Origin of the sequence: Pedobacter nanyangensis, from assembly GCF_003313505.1 — a bacterium.
GTDB lineage: Bacteria > Bacteroidota > Bacteroidia > Sphingobacteriales > Sphingobacteriaceae > Pedobacter > Pedobacter nanyangensis.
Map to the genome: position 1 here is coordinate 97,397 of NZ_QMHO01000008.1, position 25,258 is coordinate 122,654.

At 38.4% G+C, this 25,258-nt stretch carries 26 protein-coding genes; 10 read left to right on the forward strand and 16 right to left on the reverse strand.

Features of this window, described 5'->3' with window-relative positions:
- Positions 1–123: 123 nt before the first annotated feature.
- Positions 124–1,887: a sensor histidine kinase gene (locus tag DUT71_RS14045; protein ID WP_113663175.1), complete on the forward strand. Its 1,764-nt coding sequence runs from the start codon at positions 124–126 to the stop codon at positions 1,885–1,887.
- A gap of 112 nt (positions 1,888–1,999) precedes the next feature.
- Here the strand turns inward: DUT71_RS14045 and DUT71_RS14050 are convergent, their stop codons facing one another.
- A complete protein-coding gene (locus DUT71_RS14050) occupies positions 2,000–2,299 on the reverse strand; it encodes a hypothetical protein (protein ID WP_113663247.1) in 300 nt (99 codons plus the stop codon).
- 127 nt (positions 2,300–2,426) lie between these two features.
- Between DUT71_RS14050 and DUT71_RS14055 the strand changes: the two genes are divergently transcribed.
- A complete protein-coding gene (locus DUT71_RS14055; RefSeq protein WP_113663176.1) occupies positions 2,427–3,563 on the forward strand; it encodes a tetratricopeptide repeat protein in 1,137 nt (378 codons plus the stop codon).
- Between the two features lie 5 nt (positions 3,564–3,568).
- Here DUT71_RS14055 and DUT71_RS14060 read toward each other — a convergent pair whose 3' ends face one another.
- From DUT71_RS14060 to accC, 3 genes are all read right to left on the reverse strand, one after another.
- Positions 3,569–4,030 (reverse strand): DUF4268 domain-containing protein, encoded by a 462-nt coding sequence (locus tag DUT71_RS14060; protein ID WP_113663177.1) that lies wholly within the window; start codon positions 4,028–4,030, stop codon positions 3,569–3,571.
- A gap of 277 nt (positions 4,031–4,307) precedes the next feature.
- Positions 4,308–4,895 (reverse strand): riboflavin synthase, encoded by a 588-nt coding sequence (locus DUT71_RS14065; RefSeq protein ID WP_113663178.1) that lies wholly within the window; start codon positions 4,893–4,895, stop codon positions 4,308–4,310.
- 76 nt (positions 4,896–4,971) lie between these two features.
- A complete protein-coding gene (gene accC, locus DUT71_RS14070) occupies positions 4,972–6,459 on the reverse strand; it encodes an acetyl-CoA carboxylase biotin carboxylase subunit (protein ID WP_113663179.1) in 1,488 nt (495 codons plus the stop codon).
- Between the two features lie 310 nt (positions 6,460–6,769).
- Here accC and DUT71_RS14075 point away from each other — a divergent pair, with 310 nt between their 5' ends.
- Positions 6,770–7,201 carry a DUF2721 domain-containing protein gene (locus DUT71_RS14075; protein WP_113663180.1) on the forward strand — a complete coding sequence of 144 codons (432 nt, stop codon included), beginning with the start codon at positions 6,770–6,772 and terminating at the stop codon, positions 7,199–7,201.
- A gap of 1 nt (position 7,202) precedes the next feature.
- Here the strand turns inward: DUT71_RS14075 and DUT71_RS14080 are convergent, their stop codons facing one another.
- Positions 7,203–8,231, reverse strand: a complete 1,029-nt coding sequence (locus DUT71_RS14080) for a threonine aldolase family protein (RefSeq protein WP_113663181.1) — start codon at positions 8,229–8,231, stop codon at positions 7,203–7,205.
- Positions 8,232–8,548: 317 nt separating this feature from the next.
- Between DUT71_RS14080 and DUT71_RS14085 the strand changes: the two genes are divergently transcribed.
- Entirely contained in the window at positions 8,549–9,400 is an 852-nt protein-coding gene (locus DUT71_RS14085) for a BadF/BadG/BcrA/BcrD ATPase family protein (protein WP_113663182.1), read from the forward strand.
- A gap of 465 nt (positions 9,401–9,865) precedes the next feature.
- Here DUT71_RS14085 and DUT71_RS14090 read toward each other — a convergent pair whose 3' ends face one another.
- Positions 9,866–10,555: an NUDIX hydrolase gene (locus tag DUT71_RS14090; RefSeq protein WP_113663183.1), complete on the reverse strand. Its 690-nt coding sequence runs from the start codon at positions 10,553–10,555 to the stop codon at positions 9,866–9,868.
- 122 nt (positions 10,556–10,677) lie between these two features.
- On the opposite strand from DUT71_RS14090, the gene pfkA reads away from it, so the two are divergent.
- The 3 genes from pfkA (at position 10,678) to gap (ending at position 13,586) form a co-directional block, all read left to right on the forward strand.
- Positions 10,678–11,667, forward strand: coding sequence for a 6-phosphofructokinase (pfkA, locus tag DUT71_RS14095; protein ID WP_113663184.1), 990 nt, complete (start codon positions 10,678–10,680; stop codon positions 11,665–11,667).
- Positions 11,668–11,673: 6 nt separating this feature from the next.
- Entirely contained in the window at positions 11,674–12,516 is an 843-nt protein-coding gene (locus tag DUT71_RS14100; RefSeq protein WP_113663185.1) for a hypothetical protein, read from the forward strand.
- Positions 12,517–12,587: 71 nt separating this feature from the next.
- Positions 12,588–13,586 (forward strand): type I glyceraldehyde-3-phosphate dehydrogenase, encoded by a 999-nt coding sequence (gene gap, locus DUT71_RS14105; RefSeq protein ID WP_113663186.1) that lies wholly within the window; start codon positions 12,588–12,590, stop codon positions 13,584–13,586.
- Positions 13,587–14,478: 892 nt separating this feature from the next.
- Here the strand turns inward: gap and DUT71_RS14110 are convergent.
- Positions 14,479–15,027 carry a hypothetical protein gene (locus DUT71_RS14110; protein WP_113663187.1) on the reverse strand — a complete coding sequence of 183 codons (549 nt, stop codon included), beginning with the start codon at positions 15,025–15,027 and terminating at the stop codon, positions 14,479–14,481.
- Between the two features lie 180 nt (positions 15,028–15,207).
- Between DUT71_RS14110 and DUT71_RS20240 the strand changes: the two genes are divergently transcribed.
- Positions 15,208–15,384 (forward strand): hypothetical protein, encoded by a 177-nt coding sequence (locus DUT71_RS20240; protein ID WP_162796051.1) that lies wholly within the window; start codon positions 15,208–15,210, stop codon positions 15,382–15,384.
- Positions 15,385–15,509: 125 nt separating this feature from the next.
- On the opposite strand, the gene DUT71_RS14115 is transcribed toward DUT71_RS20240, so the two are convergent.
- Complete coding sequence (locus DUT71_RS14115) at positions 15,510–15,761, reverse strand: helix-turn-helix domain-containing protein (RefSeq protein ID WP_113663188.1); 252 nt, start codon at positions 15,759–15,761, stop codon at positions 15,510–15,512.
- 129 nt (positions 15,762–15,890) lie between these two features.
- On the opposite strand from DUT71_RS14115, the gene DUT71_RS14120 reads away from it, so the two are divergent.
- Positions 15,891–16,721, forward strand: a complete 831-nt coding sequence (locus tag DUT71_RS14120) for a hypothetical protein (protein WP_113663189.1) — start codon at positions 15,891–15,893, stop codon at positions 16,719–16,721.
- 5 nt (positions 16,722–16,726) lie between these two features.
- Entirely contained in the window at positions 16,727–17,218 is a 492-nt protein-coding gene (locus DUT71_RS14125) for a hypothetical protein (protein WP_113663190.1), read from the forward strand.
- Between the two features lie 10 nt (positions 17,219–17,228).
- Here the strand turns inward: DUT71_RS14125 and DUT71_RS14130 are convergent, their stop codons facing one another.
- The 8 genes from DUT71_RS14130 to DUT71_RS14165 form a co-directional block, all read right to left on the reverse strand.
- Positions 17,229–17,975, reverse strand: coding sequence for a hypothetical protein (locus DUT71_RS14130; RefSeq protein WP_113663191.1), 747 nt, complete (start codon positions 17,973–17,975; stop codon positions 17,229–17,231).
- 302 nt (positions 17,976–18,277) lie between these two features.
- Entirely contained in the window at positions 18,278–19,600 is a 1,323-nt protein-coding gene (locus DUT71_RS14135; RefSeq protein WP_113663192.1) for a tyrosine-type recombinase/integrase, read from the reverse strand.
- A 253-nt stretch (positions 19,601–19,853) separates the two neighbouring features.
- Positions 19,854–20,312: a JAB domain-containing protein gene (locus DUT71_RS14140; protein ID WP_113663193.1), complete on the reverse strand. Its 459-nt coding sequence runs from the start codon at positions 20,310–20,312 to the stop codon at positions 19,854–19,856.
- A gap of 189 nt (positions 20,313–20,501) precedes the next feature.
- On the reverse strand, positions 20,502–20,777 hold the full coding sequence (locus DUT71_RS14145) for a hypothetical protein (protein ID WP_113663194.1): 276 nt from the start codon (positions 20,775–20,777) through the stop codon (positions 20,502–20,504).
- A gap of 1 nt (position 20,778) precedes the next feature.
- Entirely contained in the window at positions 20,779–22,131 is a 1,353-nt protein-coding gene (locus DUT71_RS14150) for a hypothetical protein (RefSeq protein ID WP_113663195.1), read from the reverse strand.
- A gap of 554 nt (positions 22,132–22,685) precedes the next feature.
- Positions 22,686–23,777, reverse strand: a complete 1,092-nt coding sequence (locus DUT71_RS14155; protein ID WP_113663196.1) for a RelA/SpoT domain-containing protein — start codon at positions 23,775–23,777, stop codon at positions 22,686–22,688.
- 75 nt (positions 23,778–23,852) lie between these two features.
- The gene (locus DUT71_RS14160; RefSeq protein ID WP_113663197.1) at positions 23,853–24,110 is read right to left on the reverse strand and encodes a hypothetical protein; all 258 of its coding nucleotides are present in this window, start codon (positions 24,108–24,110) and stop codon (positions 23,853–23,855) included.
- Positions 24,111–24,334: 224 nt separating this feature from the next.
- On the reverse strand, positions 24,335–25,192 hold the full coding sequence (locus DUT71_RS14165) for a PorP/SprF family type IX secretion system membrane protein (RefSeq protein ID WP_113663198.1): 858 nt from the start codon (positions 25,190–25,192) through the stop codon (positions 24,335–24,337).
- Positions 25,193–25,258: the final 66 nt, after the last annotated feature.

The window sequence follows — 25,258 nt, forward strand, 5'->3', positions numbered from 1 at the left end:
AACATATAAAGAGTGGTTTACCCACATTGGCCCCTCGTTTTTATTTGGTTGATTTTCCGTTTTTAATCGGTAAATTAAATTTTTTAATTTTACTTTCTATAAGATAAATTAATTATTGCTCCAATGAATTTTACGTTTAACGGTTATGGATTAGTTTTACTGTTTTTTGGAACCTTAACGGCCGTTTTAGCGATATATATTTACAAACGTGGCACTAGCGTAGTACGATGGTTTGGCTTAATGATGGGGTCAAACGCCATCTGGTCTATAGCCTACGGTTTTGAACTTTCTAGCCACAACTTGGCACAAGCGTTATTTTTCATCAATATTGAATACCTTGGCATTGCCACCTTACCGCTAAACTGGTTTTTATTTTGTTTGAACTTTTGCAACAAGGAGTGTTGGTATAAAAAACCGCTTAACCTTACCCTGCTGCTTATTGCGCCAATTACCACGCTGGCCATGGTGTGGACCAACCCCATGCACCATTTACATTATAAAGATGTAAAAATGTTTTTTGACGGTCCTTTTCCAATGGTCAAAATATATCCTGGAACATGGTACCGTATCTTCACCGTATATTTTTACTTATTGCTGGCCTGCGGTTGCTATTTAATTTTCAACAAGTTCCGGAGTGCCGACCCTATTTATCGGAAGCAAAATTACAGTATCCTTATTGCAGCATTAATTCCATGGGTTGGCAATATCAGTTACCTCATTGGCATAAGGCCATTGGGCTTTATTGATATCACCCCCTTTGCATTTATCCTCACTACGTTCCTGATATTGCTGGGAATTTATAGGTTTAGGTTGTTTGATGTAGTGCCCATTGCCCGAGAAAAGGCCCTTGAGCTTATGGATGATGGCTTTTTGGTTTTAGACAAAAAGCACCGGGCTATTGACTACAACACTTCTTTATACCGCTACATCAGCTGCTCAAAAAATTCGAAAATTATAGGCCAGTCCATAGGTGAATTATTCCCTAAGCACATCGACTTTGTCCAAAAAGTAGAAAGCGGCCTTAGTGGTAAAATGGAAATGCAGGCCATTGTAAGAGACGAAATCATTTATTTTGAGGCGGAAATATTGTTATTGAATGAAAACAAAATTAATGAGGCTTTTACCATTATTAAGTTTCAGGACCTCACCTCGGCCAAAAAAGATGCGCTTATTGCCAAAGAACAGGCATTGGAACTGGAGAAGGTAAACCAATTGAAAGACCGCATTTTTTCGATCATTGCGCACGATTTGAGGGGACCACTGGTAAATCTTTCGGAAATATTGAAAATGGTTTCCTACAATCAGGTTAGCCAAGAGGAATTTGAAAAAATATCGCCAGAATTGAGCAAGGACATTATTTATACTACCGACTTACTCGAAAACGTACTGCATTGGTCCAGAAGCCAGTTACACGGTTTTGGCATACAGAAAGAATTTTTTAATGTAAGGAACATTATCCTTAATGAAATTAACTACCACCTTCCTTCGGCTACCCTAAAAAAGGTGACTATTTTACATGACGTTTTTCCCAATGAGATTGCTTATGCCGATGTTTTGATGTTTCAAATTGTGATCAGGAATATCATCAATAATGCCATTAAATTTTGTAACGAGGGCTGTGAGATTGTAATTACAGCCAGCTACCAGCTAAGCCACATGCTAAAAATATGTATCAGCGATAATGGTGTGGGCATGGCCGAAAGCACTTTGGATAAGCTTTTCAAAGACGAGAATGTGTCTTCTAGGGGTACGCAAAATGAAAAGGGCACAGGACTTGGCTTAATGATCTGCAAAGATTTTATGCACCGAAATGGCGGTGAAATCAGCGTTACCAGCCAGTTGGGCAAAGGCACCACCTTTTGCCTCCTTGTGCCAACGGGCGACTAAAGAAGCTATCCCACTATTTGGAGCTAAGCTAAGAACACTTCCACAGGGCTAACTGTCTCGAATTCCGCTCCTCTGAATAGCAGAATAGCTTTTTATTTTTCAGCCAAAAAAACTATTTGCCAGTAGCCTGGTTAATGGCTTGCTGCTCCTTTAGTTCTTCGACGTTGTTTTTGCTGCCAAATTTTTCTGTTTTATTGGCAAAATAATCCAGTATCCCAACAATGGTATCCAAATTATCAGCCACTCTTTGATGCATATCTGGCAAGTCCTGTTCTAGTTTTTTGTCGCCAAGCTCTATGTTGTCGACTTCAATTTTGCCTATTTTTTGTATGATCGCCTGTTGTGAGTGCTGCAAATCTTCCAGTTCCCTCACTATCTTCTCCATCAGTTCAAATTTCTTTAAAGTTTCCATAAATTCTGTTTTATTTAAATAATACACCCTCTTTAACAACCACTCCCAAGCGGCTTTGTTTGATTTTATTATTTTTTTGTGGGCTAAAAATTTGCACGTTCCATTTATAACTAATAATTTAGTTTTCATGAAAAACCTTTATATTTCCTTATTCCTTTTATTGATTACAGCATTTTGCAAGGCCCAACAGCCCCAATTAGACCGAGAAAAGCTTTTAGAGTTTTACCAAAACCAACGCTATGCTGAAGCCGCAACTTATTTAAGCAGTATTTATCCTTCGGAAACCAACGATGTAAAAATATTGGGCCAAATTGCCTATTGCAACATGATGGCAGGGCAATTGGTAGATGCAGAAAAGAATTACCACAGAATAAACGAATTACAGCCCAAACAAATCTCTGTATTGTTCAGTTTGGCCAACATTAACTCGAGGCGAGGGAACAACAAAAACGCCATAGTGTATTTACAGGAGATTATTGCTTTAGATAGCACCAATTTTAGTGCGTTTAAACGTTTGGCCGATTATACGGACAGCCTGACATTAAAGGTCAATTATCTGCAAAAGGCCAATAAGCTCAATACCACAGAAGCCGATGTTGCCTATGATTTGGCGGCCAGTTATAGAAAACTGAAGCTATTTCAGCCTGCGTACGATGTGCTAAAAATTGCCATTGGGGCCGATAGCGGAAATTTGGTGCTGCAACAGGCGTTACTGCCCATAGCCAACCAACTGAACAAATACAGCGAGGTAGTTAACGTTGGCGAAAGACTGCTTAAAAATAGCGCTGATGCAAATGTAGTTGCTGATGTGGCCAAGGCATATTTTTTCTTAAAAAACTATAAAAAGGCCGTCAGTTTGTACCAAATGCTTGAAAAAAATGACATGCAAACGGAAAGCACTTTATATTTTACCTCGCTTTCGTACCGTGAACTGAAAAGTTACGACCAAGCGGCCAGCTATGCCAAGCAAACCATTACCGAAGGTATTTCGCCCAACACAGCCGCTTACTACAATTTACTGGGAGGGATTTACGAAGAGAAACAATTGTTTACCGCAGCTAGCAAAGCTTATAAAAAAGGCCTAGAGTACCAGACCAACAAAAACAGCTATTACAGATTGGGCTTGTTGTATGATTTGAAATTGAAGCAAGCTAAATCTGCTTTAACCTATTATAATCTGTATTTGAAAAGCAAGGAACTAGATCAAGATGATGCGCCACAAATAGCGTACGTGAAAGCCAGGTTATCAGTGCTGAAACGTTAAGCTGGTTATTTCAAATCTTCGAAAATAGGTTTAACGCTCGACCAAAATTCGTCGAGAGCCATTATTCGCGGTTTTAAAAAGGAAATGATTTGGGGCCACTGCTGCTGATTGTAGACGCTTACGTTTGGTAGCACACATTCAATTTTGGCTACCTGTTTATCAAAGGTGTTGGTGGTTTGTGGTAACCAGTCCCATTCTTCGTTCAGGGTATTTTCCAGCATTTTTTTAAACTCCCCGAACTGTTCGAAAAGCAAGGCGCTCACGCCTTCGTCTGGATGGGCAATTTCAATGGCAATGCTGGCATGTTTTTTTTCAGCATCCATACGGAAGAAGATGTGTTTTACGCCAGTTTTATAGTTCACCCAGTTCACGGGCAATCCTTCTGCCCCGGGAATTGGCTTCATGTACTGGCCAAAACTGATCCAAAATTGTTGCCTTAACCTGGCGGCTTCTTCTCTGCTGAACATTTTATTTTATAAAGTTAAAAAAAGTAGAAAGTGAAAAGTCTAAAGTTAAAAGTTTACAGAAGGTCCTATCAATATTTCCCTTTGCGTTCTTTGCGAAACTCTTCTTTCTTTACGGTTAAAAATTTAACGCAAAGGTTTTGGAAGTATCCGCCAAGAACGCAAAGCTTTGTTGTTTAAACCTGATAGTAGCCGGCACCCCCGAAATGAAATGAGGGAGTAAAGGCGAATAGCAGGGCTGCATTACACGATGGAATGCTGCCGGAGTTTTTCCAAAAAATTAAGATTTCGCCATTAAACGGGCCACATATTTTCCGATAATATCGAATTCCAAGTTCACCAAATCGCCTGGTTTTACTTCTTGCAAATTGGTGTGCTCGTGGGTGTAGGGTATGATAAAAACTGAAAATTCATTGTCGGCAGAGTTAACCACGGTTAAGCTGATCCCGTTTACGCAGATGGAACCTTTTTCGACCGTTACGTTGCCTTTGGCGGCATCGTATTTAAAGCGATATTCCCAACTTCCATCCAATTCATTCACCAAAATACAGGTAGCGGTTTGGTCTACGTGGCCCTGTACAATGTGCCCATCTAAACGGGCATTCATTTGCATACAACGTTCTAAATTTACTTTTGCGCCTACTTTTAGGCTGCCCAAATTGCTTTTCTGCAAGGTTTCTTCAATGGCGGTTACGGTGTGTGTATTTTCCGTTAGCGATACCACGGTTAAACAAACGCCATTGTGCGCCACGCTTTGATCTATCTTTAGCTCGTTGCTAATGGCTGATTGAATGGTGTAATGTACATTTCCGCCCTCGTGCTGTATATTTTGAACGGTACCTAAGGTTTCTATAATTCCAGTGAACATGCTTTTAAATTAGAATGGCAAAAGTAAAAAGTAAACGGCAATAAAGCTTGGCATGGGGCATTTTTTGACTTTTACGTTAATATGCTTTCCTGTTTTTAACCCAGTTACTTTTTTGCGTAGTGGATGCCGACAATGGTTGAGCGGCTGTTTTTTGCTCCTGCAATAACCATATCGCACTTATGGCAGCAATTAAAGCTTCCCGCTCATCTTCTGTTTTAAGGCTATCGGCAGTAAAATATTTGCTCACGAAGTGTGTATCAAACTGGCCCGAAACGAAGGCTGGGTGCTGCATGACAAACTTGCCAAAGCCCAAAGTGGTTTGTATGCCGGTAATATCGTATTCTGATATGGCCCTAATCATGCGTTCTATGGCTTCTGCGCGGTCTTTGCCGTGAGTAACCAGTTTGGCAATCATTGGATCGTAATAAATAGGGATTTCCATGCCTTGCTCAAAGCCGTCATCAACCCTTACGCCAGGGCCTTTTGGGGTTTGATAGGTTTGCAAGGTGCCGATATCTGGCAAGAAATTATTCAGGGGATCTTCGGCATATACCCTCAATTCAATGGAGTGACCGTTTATTTTGAGGTCTTCCTGCTTAAAGCTAATGGCTTCACCACGGGCAATTTTAATCTGTTCCTTCACCAAATCCAAACCTGTAATCATTTCGGTAACCGGATGCTCTACCTGTAGGCGGGTATTCATTTCCAGGAAGAAAAAGTCGAGGTTTTCGTCCAAAATAAACTCAACGGTACCTGCGCCTACATAATTTACGGCACGGGCCACATCTACAGCACATTTGCCCATCTTTTCCCTAATTTGGGGGTTGAGTACTGATGATGGCGCTTCTTCAACTACCTTTTGGTGGCGGCGCTGTACAGAGCATTCGCGTTCGAAAAGGTGTACAATATTGCCGTGGGTATCGCCCAGCACCTGTATTTCAATATGCCGAGGCGAGGTCACATATCGCTCAATGAACACTGCCCCATCACCAAAAGCCGAAGTAGCCTCACTAACGGCCAATTGCATCTGCTCTTCAAAATCATCCACCGTATTTACAATGCGCATGCCTTTGCCACCGCCGCCAGCTGCTGCTTTAATCAAAATAGGAAATCCTACTTCAACTGCCCTGGCCTTGGCTTCTTCTACATTGGTAATGGCCTCTTCGGTGCCTGGCACCATGGGGATATCATATTTTAAAGCCGCGGCTTTTGCCGAGAGCTTGTTGCCCATAATCTCCATGGCTTGGGGGCTTGGGCCAATCAGGATTAATCCCGCATCTTTTACTTGTTGGGCAAAAGCTGGATTTTCTGAAAGGAAACCATAGCCCGGATGAATGGCTTCAGCTCCTGTTTGTTTACAGGCATCAATGATTTTGCTCCCTACCAGATAGGATTGATTGGAGGCCGCAGGGCCAATGCAAATCGCTTCATCGGCATAACGAACATGCAGGGAATTACGATCTGCTTCCGAAAAAACCGCCACGGTTTGAATGCCCATTTCCTTTGCCGAACGCATGATGCGAAGCGCAATTTCACCACGATTTGCAATTAGTATTTTTTTCATGTCATTAACAGATGTTGATTTCATTTGGTTAGGCCTACAAGATGAAGAAATTATCCTGAAATGGCAAATTTGTTTTGGGAAGTAGTGGTTAGTGTGGGATTGTTCAATGGGTAGATGGTTTAATTGTTTTGGAAGTTGGTTAATCGTTGAATTGGTTAACTGGTTAGTTGCTTTTACAAAATAGCACCAACAATAGCGCATAAAAACATATTGTAAATTGTTATATTGTCTCGTTCTTGTATTCTGGCAGCAAAAGCTTTCGTACAAGCCAATGAACAAGTGAACCAATGAACTAATGAACCCTTAAAAAATGCAACTAAGCCTAAACGTACCTGCCCTTTTTTTTCCTGCCATAAGCCTTATTATGCTGGCCTACACCAATAGGTTTTTAGCCCTGGCTACGCTGGTAAGAAGTTTAAAATCCAAATACGAACAAACCAACAATGATATTGCCTTACAAAAGCAGATTAAAAATTTACGGTACCGCTTAAAGCTTATTAAAAACATGCAAGCTTTTGGTGTAGTAAGTTTTGCCTGCTGTTTATTTTGCATGCTGTTTATCTATCTCGAAAAAAACGTTACTGCCGAGGTGTTCTTTGCGCTGAGTTTGGTTTTTTTCATGGTATCGCTATTAATTTCGCTGTTAGAGATACAACTCAGTACCAAAGCGCTCGAATTGGAACTGAGCTCTATTGAGGAAGACGACTCTATCGTTAAAAAAATCAAGAAAAAGTTCGAATAGCTTAGCTGTCCAACTTAGCCATAATTTCAATAGCCTGGTCTATCATAAGGGGCGAGATATCTAAATGGGTAACCAAGCGAACGGTTTTGGCAGAGGTGGCATTGCAGAGAATCCCCTTTCTACCCAATGCCCTCACCACTTCATCGGCATGCAGTTTATTTGCAACCTCAAAAAGCACTATATTGGTTTCTACAGGCATTACCTGCGCCACATAATCCATTTGCGCCAAGGCATGCGCCAAAGCTTTGGCATGTTGGTGGTCATGGGCCAAACGATCTATATGGTGGTCCAAAGCGTAAATGCCCGCAGCGGCCAAAAAGCCAGCCTGCCTCATGCCGCCGCCCAGCACTTTTCTGATCCTGCGGGCCTGTTTAATCATGCCCGCCGATCCCAACAGCACCGAACCCACCGGCGCCCCCAGGCCCTTTGAAAGACAAACGGATATGCCATCAAAAAAATGCCCATAAGCGGCCGCCTGATCACCGGTAGCCACCAAAGCATTAAAAATTCGGGCACCATCTAAATGTAGTTTCAGTCCCTTAATGGCACATAAATTATGGACGGCCTCAATTTGATCCAAGTGGTAGCATTTGCCACCGCCCTTATTCACCGTATTTTCCAGTACTACCAAACTACTTTTAGGTTGATGAACATCATCGCCATTAATCTCTGGTTCAATCAGCTCAGGGGTTAAAATCCCCCTTTCGCCGTTTAACAGCCGTACCGATGCCATCGAGTTAAAGGCAATACCTCCACCTTCGTAGCGATAAACATGTGCGGTTTGGTCGCAAATCACCTCGTCCATGGGCTGTGTAAAGCATTTGATGGCAATTTGATTGGTCATGGTACCCGATGGGCAAAACAAACCCGCTTCCATATGGAACATATTTGCCAACTTGGTTTCAAGGGCATTAACGGTTTCGTCTTCGCCATATACATCGTCACCAACCTTGGCGCTCAACATGGCATCCAACATGCCCGCTGTAGGCTTGGTTACGGTATCACTTCTGAAGTCAATTTTCTGTTCCATGGTTTTGTTTGTTTTTTCCAAATATGCTGTATTGAAGATGGCGAAAATCTTTTTAATGAAAAAATTACATTTTGCTGCCGAGATTTTTTTTCCACTTTTTTCAACAAATTCCCAGGCATGGCACCTGGCCTAAAAAAAGCCCCTATTAGTGTAAAAAATACACTTTATGAAAAAACCGCCCTATCTATCTTCAATCAAACGTTTGAATCGTTTGTAGGTTAACTAATAAAAAACTTAATATTAATTTTTTATTTCCAATAAAGGCTGATATATTGCCAAACTTTTATACAAAATTTACAACTTAACAAACCAAAAAAATGATAGTTATTGCAGATGGTGGATCTACCAAAACCAACTGGTGCTTAATTAATGAGGCGGGTAGGAAAATTCACTTTAACACCGAGGGCTACAACCCTTATTTCGCAAAGCAAGATTACATTGAAAATTCCCTAAGAACCACTTTACCTGACAGTTTAGACCCTAGCAAGCTCGAAGAAGTTTACTATTATGGGGCTGGCTGCTCTACCGATGCCAACAAAAAGATTGTAGCCGATGCCATGCAAAAGGTTTTTGTGAACGCAAAAATAAATGTAGACCATGATTTGCTGGCTTCTTGCCGTGCACTTTTAGGTGATGAACCTGGCTTTGCCGCTATTTTGGGCACGGGTACCAACACTTGTTTATATGATGGCAAGGGCATTACCCTAAATATCGACTCTTTAGGTTATTTCCTTGGCGATGAAGGCAGCGGCAGCAACATTGGCAAGCGTTTATTGGCCGACTACATGAAAGGATTTATGCCAAAAGGCCTAAGCGAAAGTTTCTTTAACATCTACGGCTTAAGCAATGAAGATATCTTCGACAATATCTACAACAAACCTTTGCCTAACCGTTTCTGCGCTAGTTTCAGTAAGTTTTTATACGATTTCAAAACCGTTTATACCGATTATGCCGAAGACGTGATAGATACCGCTTTCACCGCTTTCTTTGAGAAATTGGTAGTACATTATCCAAACTACAACAAGCACCTGTTAAACGTGGTAGGCTCGGTAGGTTATAGCTTCAGAGACCGTTTGAGCGTGGTAGCCGATAAGTTTGAAATGGGCGTAGGAAAAATTATCCGTTCCCCAATAGACGACCTGGTAGAGTACCACTTAAGCAAAAGATAATCCTAAATGATTTGCATATATAAAGCCTCGAGAACATCGGGGCTTTTTTGTTGAGTTAATTTTAATTTGAAAAGGTACTTTATCGCTCCTTACTTCCGCAAGCCCCGCTTTTCATTACAAGTCCGCACTCGCAAGCTCGCTTACGGGCTTTCCATTTCAATCGGGTTTAGTTAACAAAAGCAACACCAACCTAACGAGTTTAAAAGCCTATCCATTACTGATACGATTAGCATCGTAATGAGACTAAACTTTGACCATTCTATCTTGCAAGGTGTAATTAATATTGGCAAAGTGGGAGGTTCTGCTATAAGACTTACGAAGTTTTCAAAAATTTCGTAAGTCTGTTGATAGTCAATAAAAAACCTCACAGATTTTTAAAACCTGCGAGGTTTGATATCATAACTACACACCAATACCTAGCCACTATTTCCTAACAACTAACCATTAGTTCCTAGTTCCTAGTTCCTAAAAAGAAATCTCTTTCCCAAAAAGTTTATTGTATTTGCGTTTGTCAAATTTGTAAAGCGTAGCCGCCCTGAACGAAACACCCCGTTGCTTTTCTTCCAGTTCCTTCAATACCTTAAAGCTCAAAATCTTCTTCCTAAAATTACGCTTATCCAGTTTTTTGCCCAAAATCAGTTCGTAAACACTTTGCACTTGCGTAAGGGTAAATTTCTCTGGCAACAATTCAAAAGCCAATGGCAAATGCTTAATCCTTCGCTTAATTTTCTCCAGGCCCTTATTTAGGATATGTTGATGGTCAAAAGCAAGCTTGGGCAAATCGGCCACATTAATCCACTGTGCTTTTTTGGCATAACTGCTTAAAGGTTTCAGCGGCTTTTCGCCGCCCAGGCGCAACATGGCATAATAGGCCACGGAAATTACCCTGCCCTGCGGATGTCGGTCAACCTCCCCAAAGGCATAGTACTGTTCCATATAAATATCACTGAGGCCAGTGAGCTCCTTTAAAATACGCTGGGCCGATTGGTCCACGCTCTCGTCCTTATTTACCAAGTTGCCAGGCAATGCCCACCAATCCTTGAAAGGCTCTTCATTTCTCTCGATCAGCAATATCTTGAGCTCGCTGCCATCAAATCCGAAAAGCACGCAATCTATAGATACTGCAAAGTCAAAACCGGGGGTAATTTCTGTCAAAGCAATAATTTAAAATGTTCCTAATTTGAAACAAAATAAAGACACTTATTTCGTTAATTCATAAAATTTTTGAAAAAAAATTACTTAGTGTAAAAAATACACGTTATATTCGTATAATCAGAATGAAACCAAATATCAAGAACATAGCAGTACTGACCTCAGGAGGCGATGCTCCGGGCATGAACGCCTGCATTAGAGCTGTTGTGCGTACCGGAATTTACCATGGCAAAAACATGTTCGGTGCCATACAAGGCTACCAAGGTTTAATTAGTAACAATATTATTCCCATGAATGCCCGCTCTGTAAGCAACATTTTACACATGGGCGGAACCATCCTTAAAACGGCCAGGTGCCTGGAGTTTAAGGAAGATGCCGGAATGGAAATTGCCTTTAAAAATTTAAAGGAAAAAGAAATTGACGGATTAGTGGTGATTGGCGGCGATGGAACCTTTACCGGAGCTAAAAGATTTGGCGAAAAATTCGGCATCAATGTTATTGGAGTACCAGGCACTATAGACAATGACCTTTATGGATCTGATTTTACCTTGGGCTACGATACGGCCATCAATACCGTAATTGAGGCCATAGATAAAATCAGGGACACTGCCGACTCGCACGACAGGCTGTTCTTTGTGGAAGTAATGGGCCGCGATTCTGGCTGCATTGCCCTGCGCAGTGCCATTGCCAGTGGCGCCGAAGCCGTGTTGTTGCCCGAAAGAGAAACCTCCCTAAAAGAGCTGATCACGAAACTTAAATCAGGAGCCTCAACCAAAAAATCATCCAGCATCGTGATTGTTTCCGAAGGAAATAAATACGGTGGTGCCTACGATATTGCCAAGGCGGTGAAGCGTAAGTTCACCCACTATGATACCAAAGTGACCATTTTAGGACACCTACAGCGCGGTGGCAGCCCCAGCGGTTTCGACAGGATTTTGGGAAGCCGCCTAGGTTTTGCGGCAACCAATGCCCTTATTGCCGGCGAAAGCATGAAAATGGTTGGGCTTAAGGGCAATGAAATAGGACTTACGCCATTAAGCGAGGCCCTAAGCGGATTAAGTAACTACAAGCTGGAAGACGACTTGCTTGAAATGACCCATGTTTTATCCATATAAACGAAAATGATTGCAGTAGTATATAGTGGTTCCAAGAACGCTTGCTGGAAAATTTCACAAGATGGTAAATCGATGATCGAAACGCATACCGCAGGCATTAACCCTTGCTTTAATGACCCCAAGCAAACGCTCCAGATCCTAAGCAAGAACATTACCTTGATCCATAATGCCGAGAGCATTAAAAAGATCTATGTTTTCGCCGCTGGCGCATCGGCCAAAGAGAAACAAAAAGAACTGGCTGCTACCCTGGAACAGTTTTTTGTGAACAGCAAAATAAAGGTAAAAGATGACCTGTATGGCGCCGCCATTGCCGCCTGCCACAACCAAACCGGCATTGTAGGCATTTTGGGTAGCGGAGCAAACTGTGCTTATTACAATGGCAAAAAACCTGAGAAGAACAATTATGGCCTTGGCTATATTTTGGCCGATGAAGGCTCGGCCAATTATTTCGGGAAAATGCTGTTAAAGAATTTTCTGGAAGACAAGCTTCCTGCGGAGCTGAAAACAAAAATTGAAGCACAATACCATGTTGACCGCCCAACCATTTTGGAGCGCGTTTACCGGAAACCCCAGGCACAAACCTATCTGGCTTCGTTCCTCGATTTCTACATCGAGAACAGAAACCATAAGTTTATCCAACAGTTGGTAGCGCAGGGCTTTGAAAAATATTTCAGCACCTATATCCTCCCTACCCTTGAAAAACATCCTAATGAAGAAATACATTTCGTGGGCTCGGTAGCCGGGCATTTCCAAGATCAGCTTAGAGAAGTGGCCGCACAGCATCAGCTCAAAATCATGTCTGTAACCAGAGAGCCCATACACAACATATTGAATTATTACACCAATTAAATTACCATGAAACGGTTTTGACCCTCCTCGGAACTTTTTCATGACCATTAAAACAAAAAATAGATAAAAAGATGAAAATAGGAATCAACGGATTTGGCCGTATTGGCCGCCTAGCCTTTAGAGCCGCAGTAAAACGTAGCGATATCGAAGTAGTTGGAATTAACGATTTAGTGGAGCCAGATTACATGGCCTACATGTTAAAATATGATTCGACCCACGGTAAATTTGATGGAACCGTAGAGGTTAAAGACGGTAACCTGGTAGTAAACGGAAAAACCATTCGTGTAACTGCCGAGAAAGATCCTGCCAACCTGAAATGGGATGCTGTAGGTGCCGAGGTGATCATCGAATCTACAGGTTTGTTCCTAACTCAGGAAACTGCTCAAAAACACCTTGATGCTGGCGCTAAAAAAGTAATCATGTCTGCTCCTGCCAAGGACGACACGCCTACTTTTGTAATGGGCGTAAACCACAAGGAATTGAAAGCGGATCAAAACATCGTTTCTAACGCTTCATGTACCACCAATTGTTTAGCGCCAATTGCTAAAGTATTGCACGATAAATATGGCATTTTAGAAGGACTAATGACTACCGTTCATGCGGTAACTGCTACCCAAAAAACAGTTGACGGTCCTTCGGCCAAAGATTGGAGAGGTGGCCGCGGTGGTTTCTCTAACATCATCCCTTCGTCTACTGGCGCTGCCAAAGCCGTAGGTTTGGTATTGCCTTCGTTAAAAGGCAAATTAACGGGGATGTCGTTCCGTGTACCGGTTGCCGATGTTTCTGTAGTAGATTTAACCGTTCGTTTAGAAAAAGGAGCTTCGTACGAAGAGATCAAAACTGCCATGAAAGAAGCTTCGGAAGGGGAGTTAAAGGGTATCTTAGGTTACACTGAGGATGAAGTAGTTTCTTCAGATTTCTTAGGTGATGCCCGTACTTCTATCTTCGATGCCAAAGCTGGCATTTCTTTGAGCGATAACTTTGTGAAAGTTGTTTCCTGGTACGATAACGAGTGGGGCTACTCTAACAAAATCATCGACTTGGCTCAAGAAGTAGGTAAGTTTATTTAATCATAGGTCTTTCCTAACCAAAATAGTAAAAGCGGTACCCAAGGGTGCTGCTTTTTTGTTTGATGGGTAGGCACACCAAGCATGCCATTCGGAACGTATCAGCGAAGCCCGCTAGCAGCCACGGCGTAAATGTCTCCTCAAAGCGTGCTTCCTTCTCCTACTTGTCATTCCGCACCTAGTTGTTATCCCGAGCTTAGCTAGGAAGCTCCAATTATTCGCTTAATAAGGTCCTTCGCTAACAATCTGGATAAAGCATCAATAAATGCGATTAGCCAATCTACAGCTCTCTGCGCTACGGCCCATATGACGGGAGTAGGAAACTAATTGCTGATGAACCGATGAACAAATAAGCTAATGAACAACTTTCTAAAAAACCAAACAATCAACAAACTGACAAACCATTCAGCTACCCTCAGATGTTAATTAAAGTTAAATACCGTATGAACAAAACTATTTCTCGTTGCGGTTAGCAATGCGTTTAGTATTTTTGCGTTTAACTAATAGTTTTTGCGGTGGAAACCTGCAATGTTCATTGAAATTGACAATACTTTGTATCATGTTTGCACAAACACGCAACACAAGGTCACAGAAATGTCATAACAAATGACAAAATAAAATTTTCTTAGTGTATTATTTACACTAAGAAAAATAATCCCTACATTTGTATCGTTGGTTTAAGAGCCGACCTTTGAAAATTAGAAATTCCTCCTTAATTGGAATAAAGATCAACCCGTTCATACAGGTTTATATTTGGTTAGAAAGAGAGACAAGTCTGGATGGATTGTCTCTTTTCTTTTTAGTGGGTATTTCAAGCAAATTAAAGCTGTTTTTATACCATAACACAATTTAGTACAACCACTAAAAACACTTTATTTCTTTCTAAAAAGAGCTATTATTTTACGTTTTCATTACTTTTTTTATTACTTCTATTACGCTTTTCTTCTGCCTTTAAATCATATTTAAGTCGTATTTCTGATACTGGCGTGGGTTCTTCATCTCTATTAGTTATTACTTTTGCTGACTTTATTTCTTCAAAAACATCTTTTATTAGTTGTTTGGGGTCTGATGCTGCGTGCTTTTTCGCACTACTAGAAGCACCTAAAATATAGCCAGTAAGTTCTTTAATTAAGCTTCTTAATTTAAAAGAGCTTTGCAAATGATTCACATTAAATAATTGCTTGTATAGCTCTATCAGAAAATCTAAATCATCTATCCACTGGATTACATCTTCATTTGAGAATTTAAAACCAACATTAACACCTGTCTGCTCTTTATCTTTGATATGAGCCAATAATTTCTTTATTGTAGTAATATCGTTGTTAGGAAAGTTAACACCATTATAAAGCAGTCTAACACTATTATTGAAGCTACTACTATTTAGCTGCTCTACCTTCAATATCTTACTTTCCACTACTACCACATTAAAATTGCTGTTTTCCATTTTAGTGAGTTTTAATAATTTACATTATCAGAAATAAGGTTAAAGAATTAATATTCAAAATTTTTTGCCGAAAAAATTTGCGCACTTCACGAATGTACTTGCTCATATTAATTATCCCCCCCTGCCCACTATTAAGAAAAGGGATACCAATGCTCGACTATTTATATTAAACAATGTATTATGAAAGCGAGAAACCATGACAAACCAATAACCCAGAATATAATAAATGAAGTGATGAAACTTGTAAAATTAAATTACAATGCTCAAGAGATTGCCAATCGTCTAGGGCGTAGTAAAAACTCAATATATAACATTACTAGGCAGCATAGAATTGATTTACAGAAAAAAAGCAATTAACTGCACTGTCGTTACGGAAAATACCGTAAAACAAGTTAAAAAAGGCTGACTTTTAGAGCCAATAACCGCAAAATTACATAGATAAGCGTAGGTTATGGATATGTTTAACCTAGGTTATTGCAAGGTTAATCTTTGTCCTCAATAGGCTTCTCGGGTAAAAAATCTCTCGGGCTACATTTAAAAATGTTTGCCAAACGGTTTAACTGTTCAATGCTGTACTTACTCCTACTTTTAGGGCTTTCAATCTGACCAACAAAAGCATCGGAAACACCCAATTTAACGGCAAGTACAGCTTGGCTTATTTTGAGCTCTATACGCAGTCTTTTTACATTCTCTATTACTAATAGGTCAAACTCGCTTTTTGGTTGTCCCCTCATGAAAGCTAAGGACGGAACATATCAAAAGCGACACACTAAGCAATACTTGGTAAGTAAAAATAATTTGCATATTATTGTCTTTATAAATCATAACTTCATACAAAATGCCCCTCAATTAAGCGCACTCTCATGAAAAAAAACAATCTACTGTTATTAATATCCATTACTATTATTACTTCATGCTCTAAAAAATCCCCAGAGGAATTAGCTAAAAAGGCATGTGACTGTTACAAAGAAGCAAAATCAATAAAAAATCAAACCAAACTTCTACGGAAGATGGATGAATGCTTTAATGTGGTACAAAGCAGCCTACAAGAGTTAGAGCAATTAGGTATCGACAACGATTGGAGTGATGAGCAAGTAGAGCGAGCTAAAAGCACCTTCAACAAAATCTATGATAACTGTGATGGCAGCAAATCGGAAAATTCCGTAAGTGATGATTACGCCAGTGGCACAAATGAAACTTACGACAATACAGTAAATCATGATGCCGCAACTACTACATTAAATGAAGTTAGTAATGCTCCCTTAATGCATGATAATCAAACAATAAATAATGCTGTAAAAGAGATTAAAGCAAAATTTTATGCTATAAACTATAAAAAACTACAGACCGACACAATTGAAACTAGTGAAAATTTTGAAGATGACCTTACCATCGTATTTAAGGATAAATCTAATAAGGTAGTGAAAATTATAGCACAAATGCGAGGTGCTAACATTATAAGCTCTGCCGAATATTACTATTCTAATAATAATCTTTATTTCATTTATGAGCATCAGAATGCTACCAACACCAATCCTAATGGTTATCAAAAAAGAACTTACGTTTACAATAATGACATTATCAAAATCATAGAAAATGGAAATGAAATATCTTGTAAAGAAGATTGTGATTTTAGTCTACAAAGTAAGCCATACAGACTAATGAGACATTATTACGCACTTGAAGGAAATTAAAAATCATGGAAAATTTTATAGAAAATGAAACAAAAATAGCTGATATAGTTATTGGTTTAGAAACGTTTACGGTTACAAACAAAAGAGTGCTATATAACAATGGTAACTACAATACATTTATTGGTATTGACGAGCTAAGAGGTGCAGAGACAAGAGATGAGAATGTAAAACACTCTAAATTTGATATAAATATCGAACAACTTGTTCTACGCTCATCAATTATAATGTTTCTATTAATATATTTCTATTTCTGGTTTATAGAAGATAACATTCTAAGTGGATTCATTTTCGGCTTTTTTGGCTCATTATCCCTAACAGCTATACTAGCTATTATTGCATTTATTATAAAGAAAGCTGCTACTAAACACGAACTACTTACCCTACTTACGATAAATAAAAAGGATAATACATTATTCGCAAACCAATATTATGACACTTCTAATAAAAGTAGGATAGTTGAATTAACAAACACGATTAACAACACCATCTATAAATAAATACACAATATTAGCAAGCAGCTTTTAAGGACGTAGTGTTATAAAACCAATAGTCAATTTGTGATTGCTTTTGCTTATTATTAGTATTTAATTTATCTATTATGTAAACCAAGGACTCTTCTTTATCGGTTATTAGCTCCGAATAATTATAACCTTTTTTAATGCTAAATATTTGATATATGTATTTATCATATTGGTCTTTTGTTAGTCCGTTATCATCAACTACATAGTGAGTATGCACATGATTATCCGCATACTCTACACCTATAAAATAACTATTAATTATCCCTCTTTTTAGCAAGGTTTCAAAAATATAATAAGCATCTTTATAAGCACCAAACATTGAGATGTTGTTCCTATATGTTAAGCTACCTTTTACCTTAAAATCAAACTCTTCTAGGTAGTTAAACATATCATTTTTATACCCTAAATGAAATTTTAAATTATCGCTCTCTATACAATTCGTTTTTTGGCAACTGGCATTCTCTAATCTCCTTCTTTCTTTTGAAGTTATCGGAATGATATTACTTTCCGCTAACCATTTCCTTGTTTTTAACTGGTCATATTGGTAATTTATATATCCCAAACTATCTTTTTCTTTATTAAACTTTCTCTCTTGGTAGTAAAAAGCATTTTCTAATTTTTTTCTTTCTACTGAAGATAAAGGCAGAATATTTCCTTCTGCCAACCACTTTTTAGTTCTCTTTGCTCTTCTTGTCTTTTGCGTATCTATTTTGTTATTCATTAATTTATCCATCACAACTATTTGTTATTTAGAGCTTTAAACTCTTAAAACTTAAATGCTAAGTGGTTACTAGTGTTAAGTCACTCTTTTCATAGAAATAGTTTACAATTGAAATTTTCGACATGTTATTTTCTCAAACCTTCGTAAGCATCTGAAAATCAGAGACAAAAAATGAAAATAAATTGAAGTAGTAAGACATATTGAATACATTAATACGCTCACTTTAGCAGGTGGGTAGAAAAATTGGAGCATAAAAAAAGAGGTAATTACATACCTCTTTTATATGATTTATCAAAAATCCGACCTCACATAACCTACTTAATCTGTTTAGCTAAATATTCATCTAAACTAAAGTAAGTACTATCATTACCTGACCTATCATAAATCTGTGTAGTTTGTATTTTTACGTGGTCTGCTCTTTTTTGGGTTGCCAATATATCTTCTTGACTAGAAATAGTAATACTGGTATGCTTCATTTCATAAATCTGTATATGATTTAAATGTTCATAATCTTCTCTAAATTTAAGAACCTGTAAATCCCTTATATCACCTTGGCTAATCGGCTTACCACCACTTTTAAACCTATTCCTACCGCCCAACAAATAGTCTTCTGGGTTTATAGCCCGTCCGTTCGCTGCGGTGTTTGTGTAAAAGCAGCTTACCAACTCTTTAGCTTTAGGTGATAGTGGTATCCAACGGCTTTTATCCTTATTGATTGCAGAAGAAGACTTTTTCATATTAAATACTTTTATTCTGCTATTATCTAAATCAATATGTTGGTGTTGAATGTGATAAGATTGCACAGGTCTAATGTTATTTTCAAAAACAAGTAAACATATTAAATGCAATCGCAAATACTTTGATTGGTTCAGCTTACTAAAAAACTCTATTAAATCACTATCACTAACGTAGTTGTACTTAGGCTTTTGGTGAGACGTGTCTAATGGTGCTATTTTGGCAGGATGATTCTTTATGTTCAAATCTTTAACATCAATCAACCAATTATAAAATGATTTAACATATACCATATATTGATTCACGCTACTACACGCTAATCCTTCTGGCTTTTTATCTGTCGGTGTTTTCAAAAGATAATACTTAAAAGCTTCCCAAACATCCACTCTCAAATCTCTCAATCTTAGATACTTATATTGGTCTTGACTGAAAAAATCATTTAGTCTCTTATTTCTATTACGGTAATTATCAATACGTTTTAACTGCCCTATTTCGTTCTGCTCTTCTTGCTTTTTAAAATAAGCATTAACGGCAGAAAGCACCGTAACGTTCATGTTTAAACTAGCTTCCTCTTTGGCAACATTTAAACTAGACACTATATAATCAATTTTACTCGCATACAACTCTTTGAAATCATCAATCTTTTGGCTCAACGTTGGTCTAGTATTACCTCGACTGTTTATATAGTCGTTATACATAGCCCTTACCTCTTCCTTATGCTTCTTTTGCTTTTGATTATAGTAACTCTCTAAGAAGTAATTATTCTGCTTGTCATTTTTCGAATTATCATAATATCTATTAGGAATTTTCAACGTGATTTTCACTCCAGAATACACACCTAACGGATACTTATCATGCTGCTCCTTTTTTATTACTTTTTGCATTTTCATTACTTTTTTCATTACCTTAAAATCAAAAATATGCTTTTAAATGCAATTAAACAAGTATTTAACAAATACAGTTTTTTCTTGGTTAGAAAGAGAGACAAGTCTGGATGGATTGTCTCTTTTCTTTTTTATGGGGGTTTGAATATGCTTCTTAATGCTTTAAAGCCACATTCTGCTATTTCTCGCTAAAAGTTTAATTCCGTTAACGCTTCCTGTTATTAATCTATTTATTACCTATTTTGTTGGAATTTGTTGGAACAATTCCTCTTTAAATATATGTCTCTTCCGCCATACTACAATAACCACTTTCGCCAATTATCAAATGGTCATGTACTTCAATCTCCAATAACTTTCCTGCTTGTTTCAATTTCTCCGTTAATCTTATATCTTCACTAGGGGGCTTTAAATTTCCACTTGGGTGGTTATGAGCTAAAATAATGCTTGTTGCAGTCGCTTTTAGTGCAGTGGCGAATATTACTCGATTATCCATAACAGTAGAAGCTCCACCGCCTGTAGACAAATCCACAATGCCCAACACTCTGTTATTTCTATTGAGTAAAATCAGCTTAGCCTGTTCAATGTAATTGATTAGGCTTTTATCCCAACAGTTTATTAGGATGTTATAAGCTTGCTTAGAACTGTTGATTTGAGGGCGTTCCTGTGCCTTGAAATGTGGTTTGTAGCTTAGTTGCACTTCGGCAACGTTAAAGAATTCTGTTTGTTCCATATTATTTTAATTAATTATGGAACAGTAGCAACCTTTCTCAACAACTAAGCAAAGGAGGAACGGAATAAATAGCCTGGGCGCAAATGCCACGTGAGCGTTTATGCCGTAGTTCCTTTAAGCGTGTTGTTGAGAAAGGTTAAATTTGAGTAATAGTTAATGAAATTATACCGAAAAATAAAAAGCTAAATATCAATCCATTACCCTCATAGCTTTGTTAATTGCATCGACAATATAAGGAATTGCTACACTGAGTTCATCTGGAAATCCATTCCAATCGTAGTCAATTACATTAGCGCCAGAACTACTTATTTGCTTGAATTGCACCTTTTTATTACCTACGACACCAGTCCAATGAATTGGGGGTTGCCAAGTAAAAGGATTGAAAGCTTGGTCTGCATTTAAATAAAACGAACTAGTATTACTATGTTTGTGATAATCTGGATATTCTCCTGTAACTTGATGCATATTAGGACTTATCTTTAGTTAATTGATTTAGTTGTTCTTTCTTCTTTTTATTTATTGAATCGAGTAATTCCACAAAAGACCTTTTCGGAGCTTCTTTAATTATAACATCTTCCTTGAATACTTCCTTGAAAGCTTCCTTAAACTCTTCAGTTTCTCTGAAAACCTTAAATAGAGGAAACTCTTGATAAGCACCTTTATCAAATGTCTCATCATCTGCTCCTATTTTAATCATAAGTTTCTTGGCTTCTTTAAAATCTTCTTTAAGAACTGCCACAGCTAGCTTAAACTCTGTTCCTATAGTGAAATCCTCAGAGTCCAGAATTTTGACAGTGGCACTTTTATCACCTGAAAGATAATATGCAAGAGCCTTATTGACAACGAGCATCTTCCTAACTGCTTGACTACCTTTTCTTGGTAGTTCTTCTGTTGCAAATTTCAACAAGGTTATCGCTAATTTATAATAACCATTAACTATTAAGTCGTAACATATGTTATTAAGATTTGTGTCTGCCTTGTCAATTTCATTAGGTAGAAACTTTCTCCACAAAACTTGACATAGTTTTACTCCCACTTCGTAATACGCTCTATAAGCTTTATCAAAATATTCTGGATGAACATTTAAAACATCATCGATTTTAACATTATCAATATTTGCAACACCGTGTTTTTTGCAAACATCAATATACTGAGATGACACTATTCCATTACAGTGTACAAAGAGATTTCTTCTTTCTGCGACTTCAACAAATGTTGGCAATATTTGGAGATTCGTTGTAAGCGTAAATTCTTTATTTGTATGCCTCGTTATTCTCTTTTCCAATACTTTCAACTGCTCATAATGACTTTCTCTCAGTAAATTCTCGACATCCTTTTCGATTACATATTCTTTTAATGCGTCCAAATCATCATACTTCAATATCTCTTGAAAGGTAAACTCCTTATCTAGAGAAAATGCAAGCTCGGGCTTTATTTGGAAAAGAGTCCTGTATAATTCGGCTAAGTAAGCATCATATTGGCTAACTAAGGATACAATGAAATGCCTTGGCAGGATATCCATTGCTGCTTGGGCTATCTCGAAATCTCTTTCTAGTCTATTGAATAAATTAAACTGTTCGAGTGGAATTTGAAACTGTTGTTTATTAGAATTATCCCCTTTCGAATTCTCCTTCATAAACCTATTAAGTCTTTTTGAATTATTTCTTACCTTCAACTCTAACAAACCTCCTATTAAGGGAAGCGACTCAGCTAAAGCATCTATCTCAAGTATGAAAGTATCTATCGTAGATTCAAAGAGTTCAAAATCTTCAATTTTCTCTATATCTCTTTGAGAGATTGTATTTTCCAGTTCATCCATTTTTGGCGTTAATTTAGTCTTATCATTAAATATTTCTATGACGAATATAATATTACGTTTTTAGTTAAACAAGTGAAGTGGCTCACCCCCTGCTCAACGAGCCTTTGTGTCAAAGGTAAAGTTGTGCAACAACGGCTTTGACTATGTCCTACACAAGTAATTGGCGGGATGTTTGACCAAACATCGTGACCATTACGCAGCAAAGGCGAGAACGCAGGTGAGCTGAAAAGTGGGAAACGAAAGGATTTAGTTTACTAAAGACAGAGAGTTTCCATGAGTTGCGCCGCTTTGTTTAAGCATAAGGAGTGACAAACAAGTGTTTGGCGGTCTCTTATGCAAACATTAGTAGCGACGAATACCGATCTACCTAATCGGGTTTGCACTGTCTTGCGCTAAAAGTCGCAGGCTGAAAAGTGTACGCAGTTCAGCTTGTAAAGAGGTAGAACGAACGTTGAAGCACAAAAAGTAAAGACTAAACCATTCCTTTCCCTTGGTAAGCCACAAATGAGGGAGAGGAATGGATTTAGGATGAACATAATTCTAATGAATTGAATTTATTTCCCCTTTTTCTTAATAGTTTTCGGTTCCGTTACTTCGTCAGTTTTATTAAATTTCTGATTTGAAGTCTCTTCTTTAAAAACTTGGGATTTAGTAGTGCTATTTATAAATTTTCCCACATCGACCATTTCCTTCCAAGGCGTTGCAACATCTGTATACTCTATAAAGTCTTTAATCTTGTATATGTCATTTGCCCAATCACTTATCTTACTAAATCCATTTATTGACGTCTCCAATCTCGTTATATGGTCGATAGAATCGTACAGTTTACTTTTCTGAGTTTGATTTAATTTAAGACCATTGATCTGCTCCTTTAATAAATCGATTTCTTTCTCCCTTGAGCGAAGGCTACCTAGATATTCTTCTTCTTTAGCTTTCAAAGCAGTACTTAACGTTTTGACATATTCTCCTATCTCATCTGCACTACCTGCTAAACGATTAAATATCATCAAAAGACTGTTAATCAAATCGTTGTTTGTATCGTAAGGATATCTTATTTTGTGGTCTATCTCACTCCATCCTTCTTCAAACAAAGTTCGAACTTGTAACTCTACAAAATGCTCAACTTTTGTTGGCTTAGTAATAAGAACGTAATGTAAAGAACGATACCCCGCTTTATGAACTTTTACATCAAATTTTGAGCTATTAAAAGTCGATTTGATATCTTCCGTATCCCCTTTGCGGAAATATGCAATAGGGTCTTCCTTAAACTCCCAATTTTGCCGTACAAAGTGGTCAATTGATTGCCAATTGGATTTAAACAAGTGTATCGCTCTAACACCAACCAAATCTGTTATTTCCTGTTGATAATTAGATAGGTCTATCTTTCTTTGAGGATTTTCTGCTACTTTTCGAATTACTTTCTCAATCAAATGCTCAGGGTCTTTGACACGATATCTAACCGAATGAACACCCATCTGTCCCTGTAGAGCGTTTGATATCGACAGGCCTATGGAGTTAAGATGATGAACTTTGCCTATGAAGTCATTGTAAATTTCTTCAAGGTCGTCCCATTTGAGTTTAGACTTACTATATGTCTTTTCATCAATTTGATATTTAACTAAGAAATCTGTTTTATTGCCGAGCATAATGAGATAATTTAATCAATTATAACAAAAAAGAGCCACATTGCTATGGCTCTCATTTGTATTAGATAATCTAACTTAATTTTTAAACCACTCTAAGCTACTAAATTTGTAACCTGTTAATTGGTTTACCTGTCTCATAAAGCCATTTAAAGACATCACTAATCCCATAAGTGGAGTAGTTTTACCGCTCCACCTTACTGCTGATACGGTATTGTACTGGTTACAATATCTTAAAAAGATAAGTGTTTCTCTATCAAAAACACTTGCTAATGCCTTGGCTTTATCATCAAGTTTAGCTCCGTTGCTATCTAGATGTGTGGTAAATTCCGCCATCGCTTTATAGACGTAATCTGCGGAACCTTGTAATCAAGGGAGAGTAATGGGCGTAGGATGAAAATCTTTCCTATTCAATAAGTAGGTGCCTAAAAAACAAGCGCAAGCAGATGATGCTTACGCTTGCCTAGTGCTAAATTATAAAGCTTTTTGGTGGGTTGCTTTTAACAAACCATAAAAAATGCCTACCTAACCATTTAAACAACCCTCAAAAAAAGGAATCACTAAAACCGGTATCCCAATATCACATCAAATATACCGCCGCTAAGGCCTCTAATATTGCTAGGCTCCGAGTTATATAAGGCAGAGATATTGAGTTGCTTTTTGTAATCGTAGCCAATCCCTCCCGTAAAGCTTTTATTGCTATGGTACATGGTATAAAACGCCAGGTCGTCGGCTTTCCATTCAGCTGCGATATCATACTGGTTATCGAAATTTTTAACCCCTCGATAAGCGAATAAAGGTTTTACGCTAAAAGTTTGATCCAGACGAATACGGTAGGCCACCGAACTGTAAAAGGTGGAATAATCTACGGTAGAGAAGCGGCTACTCCGGCGCTGATTAAGGTTGAGGTAGCTGAACTGCATCTCTAGGCCATGGTTAAGGTAGCTGATCCCAAAATTACCATCCAGGTAGTTTTCCCGATCATTATATCGGGCTAGTTCAATATCATTCATAGCACCGGCACTGGCCAGGTTACGGTCCAGTCGATCTTGGGCCCAGCTTAACGAAACGCCAAAGCGCAAGCTATGCTCGTCGGCCAAGGGCAATTTGTAGGAGAACGAAGCCATGGCCTGTGTTTTGAGCATTAGCCCGGCCCTATCATTGATTAGGCTTACTCCAACAGAAGCCTTGTTGTTGAGTGGTGTGGCCGCCGTTAGCGAGAACATTTGTGGGGCCCCTTCCAGTTTGCTCCATTGGTTAGCATAGTTGCCAAACAGCGTAGTACGGCCTTCAAGCCCTGCCATAGCTGGGTTGGCCAAATAGGGGTTATGGAAGAATTGGCTTTTTAATGGGGTAAGTTGTGCTATGGCGGGCAATAATGTGGCCGATAGCCATATGGTGGTAATGATCTTTTTCATGTTTTACTATTCATTTGCATTAGCTGGGCAAGCTGGGCAAGACTTGCAAAGTCCCAGCTTACCTTC

Excerpts from the sequence above, each read along its gene's own strand:
- DUT71_RS14045 (WP_113663175.1), top strand. The coding sequence starts at position 124 with ATGAATTTTACGTTTAACGGTTATGGATTAGTTTTACTGTTTTTTGGA.
- DUT71_RS14050 (WP_113663247.1), bottom strand. The coding sequence starts at position 2,299 with ATGGAAACTTTAAAGAAATTTGAACTGATGGAGAAGATAGTGAGGGAA.
- DUT71_RS14055 (WP_113663176.1), top strand. The coding sequence starts at position 2,427 with ATGAAAAACCTTTATATTTCCTTATTCCTTTTATTGATTACAGCATTT.
- DUT71_RS14060 (WP_113663177.1), bottom strand. The coding sequence starts at position 4,030 with ATGTTCAGCAGAGAAGAAGCCGCCAGGTTAAGGCAACAATTTTGGATC.
- DUT71_RS14065 (WP_113663178.1), bottom strand. The coding sequence starts at position 4,895 with ATGTTCACTGGAATTATAGAAACCTTAGGTACCGTTCAAAATATACAG.
- accC (WP_113663179.1), bottom strand. The coding sequence starts at position 6,459 with ATGAAAAAAATACTAATTGCAAATCGTGGTGAAATTGCGCTTCGCATC.
- DUT71_RS14075 (WP_113663180.1), top strand. The coding sequence starts at position 6,770 with ATGCAACTAAGCCTAAACGTACCTGCCCTTTTTTTTCCTGCCATAAGC.
- DUT71_RS14080 (WP_113663181.1), bottom strand. The coding sequence starts at position 8,231 with ATGGAACAGAAAATTGACTTCAGAAGTGATACCGTAACCAAGCCTACA.
- DUT71_RS14085 (WP_113663182.1), top strand. The coding sequence starts at position 8,549 with ATGATAGTTATTGCAGATGGTGGATCTACCAAAACCAACTGGTGCTTA.
- pfkA (WP_113663184.1), top strand. The coding sequence starts at position 10,678 with ATGAAACCAAATATCAAGAACATAGCAGTACTGACCTCAGGAGGCGAT.
- DUT71_RS14100 (WP_113663185.1), top strand. The coding sequence starts at position 11,674 with ATGATTGCAGTAGTATATAGTGGTTCCAAGAACGCTTGCTGGAAAATT.
- gap (WP_113663186.1), top strand. The coding sequence starts at position 12,588 with ATGAAAATAGGAATCAACGGATTTGGCCGTATTGGCCGCCTAGCCTTT.
- DUT71_RS14110 (WP_113663187.1), bottom strand. The coding sequence starts at position 15,027 with ATGGAAAACAGCAATTTTAATGTGGTAGTAGTGGAAAGTAAGATATTG.
- DUT71_RS20240 (WP_162796051.1), top strand. The coding sequence starts at position 15,208 with ATGAAAGCGAGAAACCATGACAAACCAATAACCCAGAATATAATAAAT.
- DUT71_RS14115 (WP_113663188.1), bottom strand. The coding sequence starts at position 15,761 with ATGAGGGGACAACCAAAAAGCGAGTTTGACCTATTAGTAATAGAGAAT.
- DUT71_RS14120 (WP_113663189.1), top strand. The coding sequence starts at position 15,891 with ATGAAAAAAAACAATCTACTGTTATTAATATCCATTACTATTATTACT.
- DUT71_RS14125 (WP_113663190.1), top strand. The coding sequence starts at position 16,727 with ATGGAAAATTTTATAGAAAATGAAACAAAAATAGCTGATATAGTTATT.
- DUT71_RS14130 (WP_113663191.1), bottom strand. The coding sequence starts at position 17,975 with ATGGATAAATTAATGAATAACAAAATAGATACGCAAAAGACAAGAAGA.
- DUT71_RS14135 (WP_113663192.1), bottom strand. The coding sequence starts at position 19,600 with ATGAAAAAAGTAATGAAAATGCAAAAAGTAATAAAAAAGGAGCAGCAT.
- DUT71_RS14140 (WP_113663193.1), bottom strand. The coding sequence starts at position 20,312 with ATGGAACAAACAGAATTCTTTAACGTTGCCGAAGTGCAACTAAGCTAC.
- DUT71_RS14145 (WP_113663194.1), bottom strand. The coding sequence starts at position 20,777 with ATGCATCAAGTTACAGGAGAATATCCAGATTATCACAAACATAGTAAT.
- DUT71_RS14150 (WP_113663195.1), bottom strand. The coding sequence starts at position 22,131 with ATGGATGAACTGGAAAATACAATCTCTCAAAGAGATATAGAGAAAATT.
- DUT71_RS14155 (WP_113663196.1), bottom strand. The coding sequence starts at position 23,777 with ATGCTCGGCAATAAAACAGATTTCTTAGTTAAATATCAAATTGATGAA.
- DUT71_RS14160 (WP_113663197.1), bottom strand. The coding sequence starts at position 24,110 with ATGGCGGAATTTACCACACATCTAGATAGCAACGGAGCTAAACTTGAT.
- DUT71_RS14165 (WP_113663198.1), bottom strand. The coding sequence starts at position 25,192 with ATGAAAAAGATCATTACCACCATATGGCTATCGGCCACATTATTGCCC.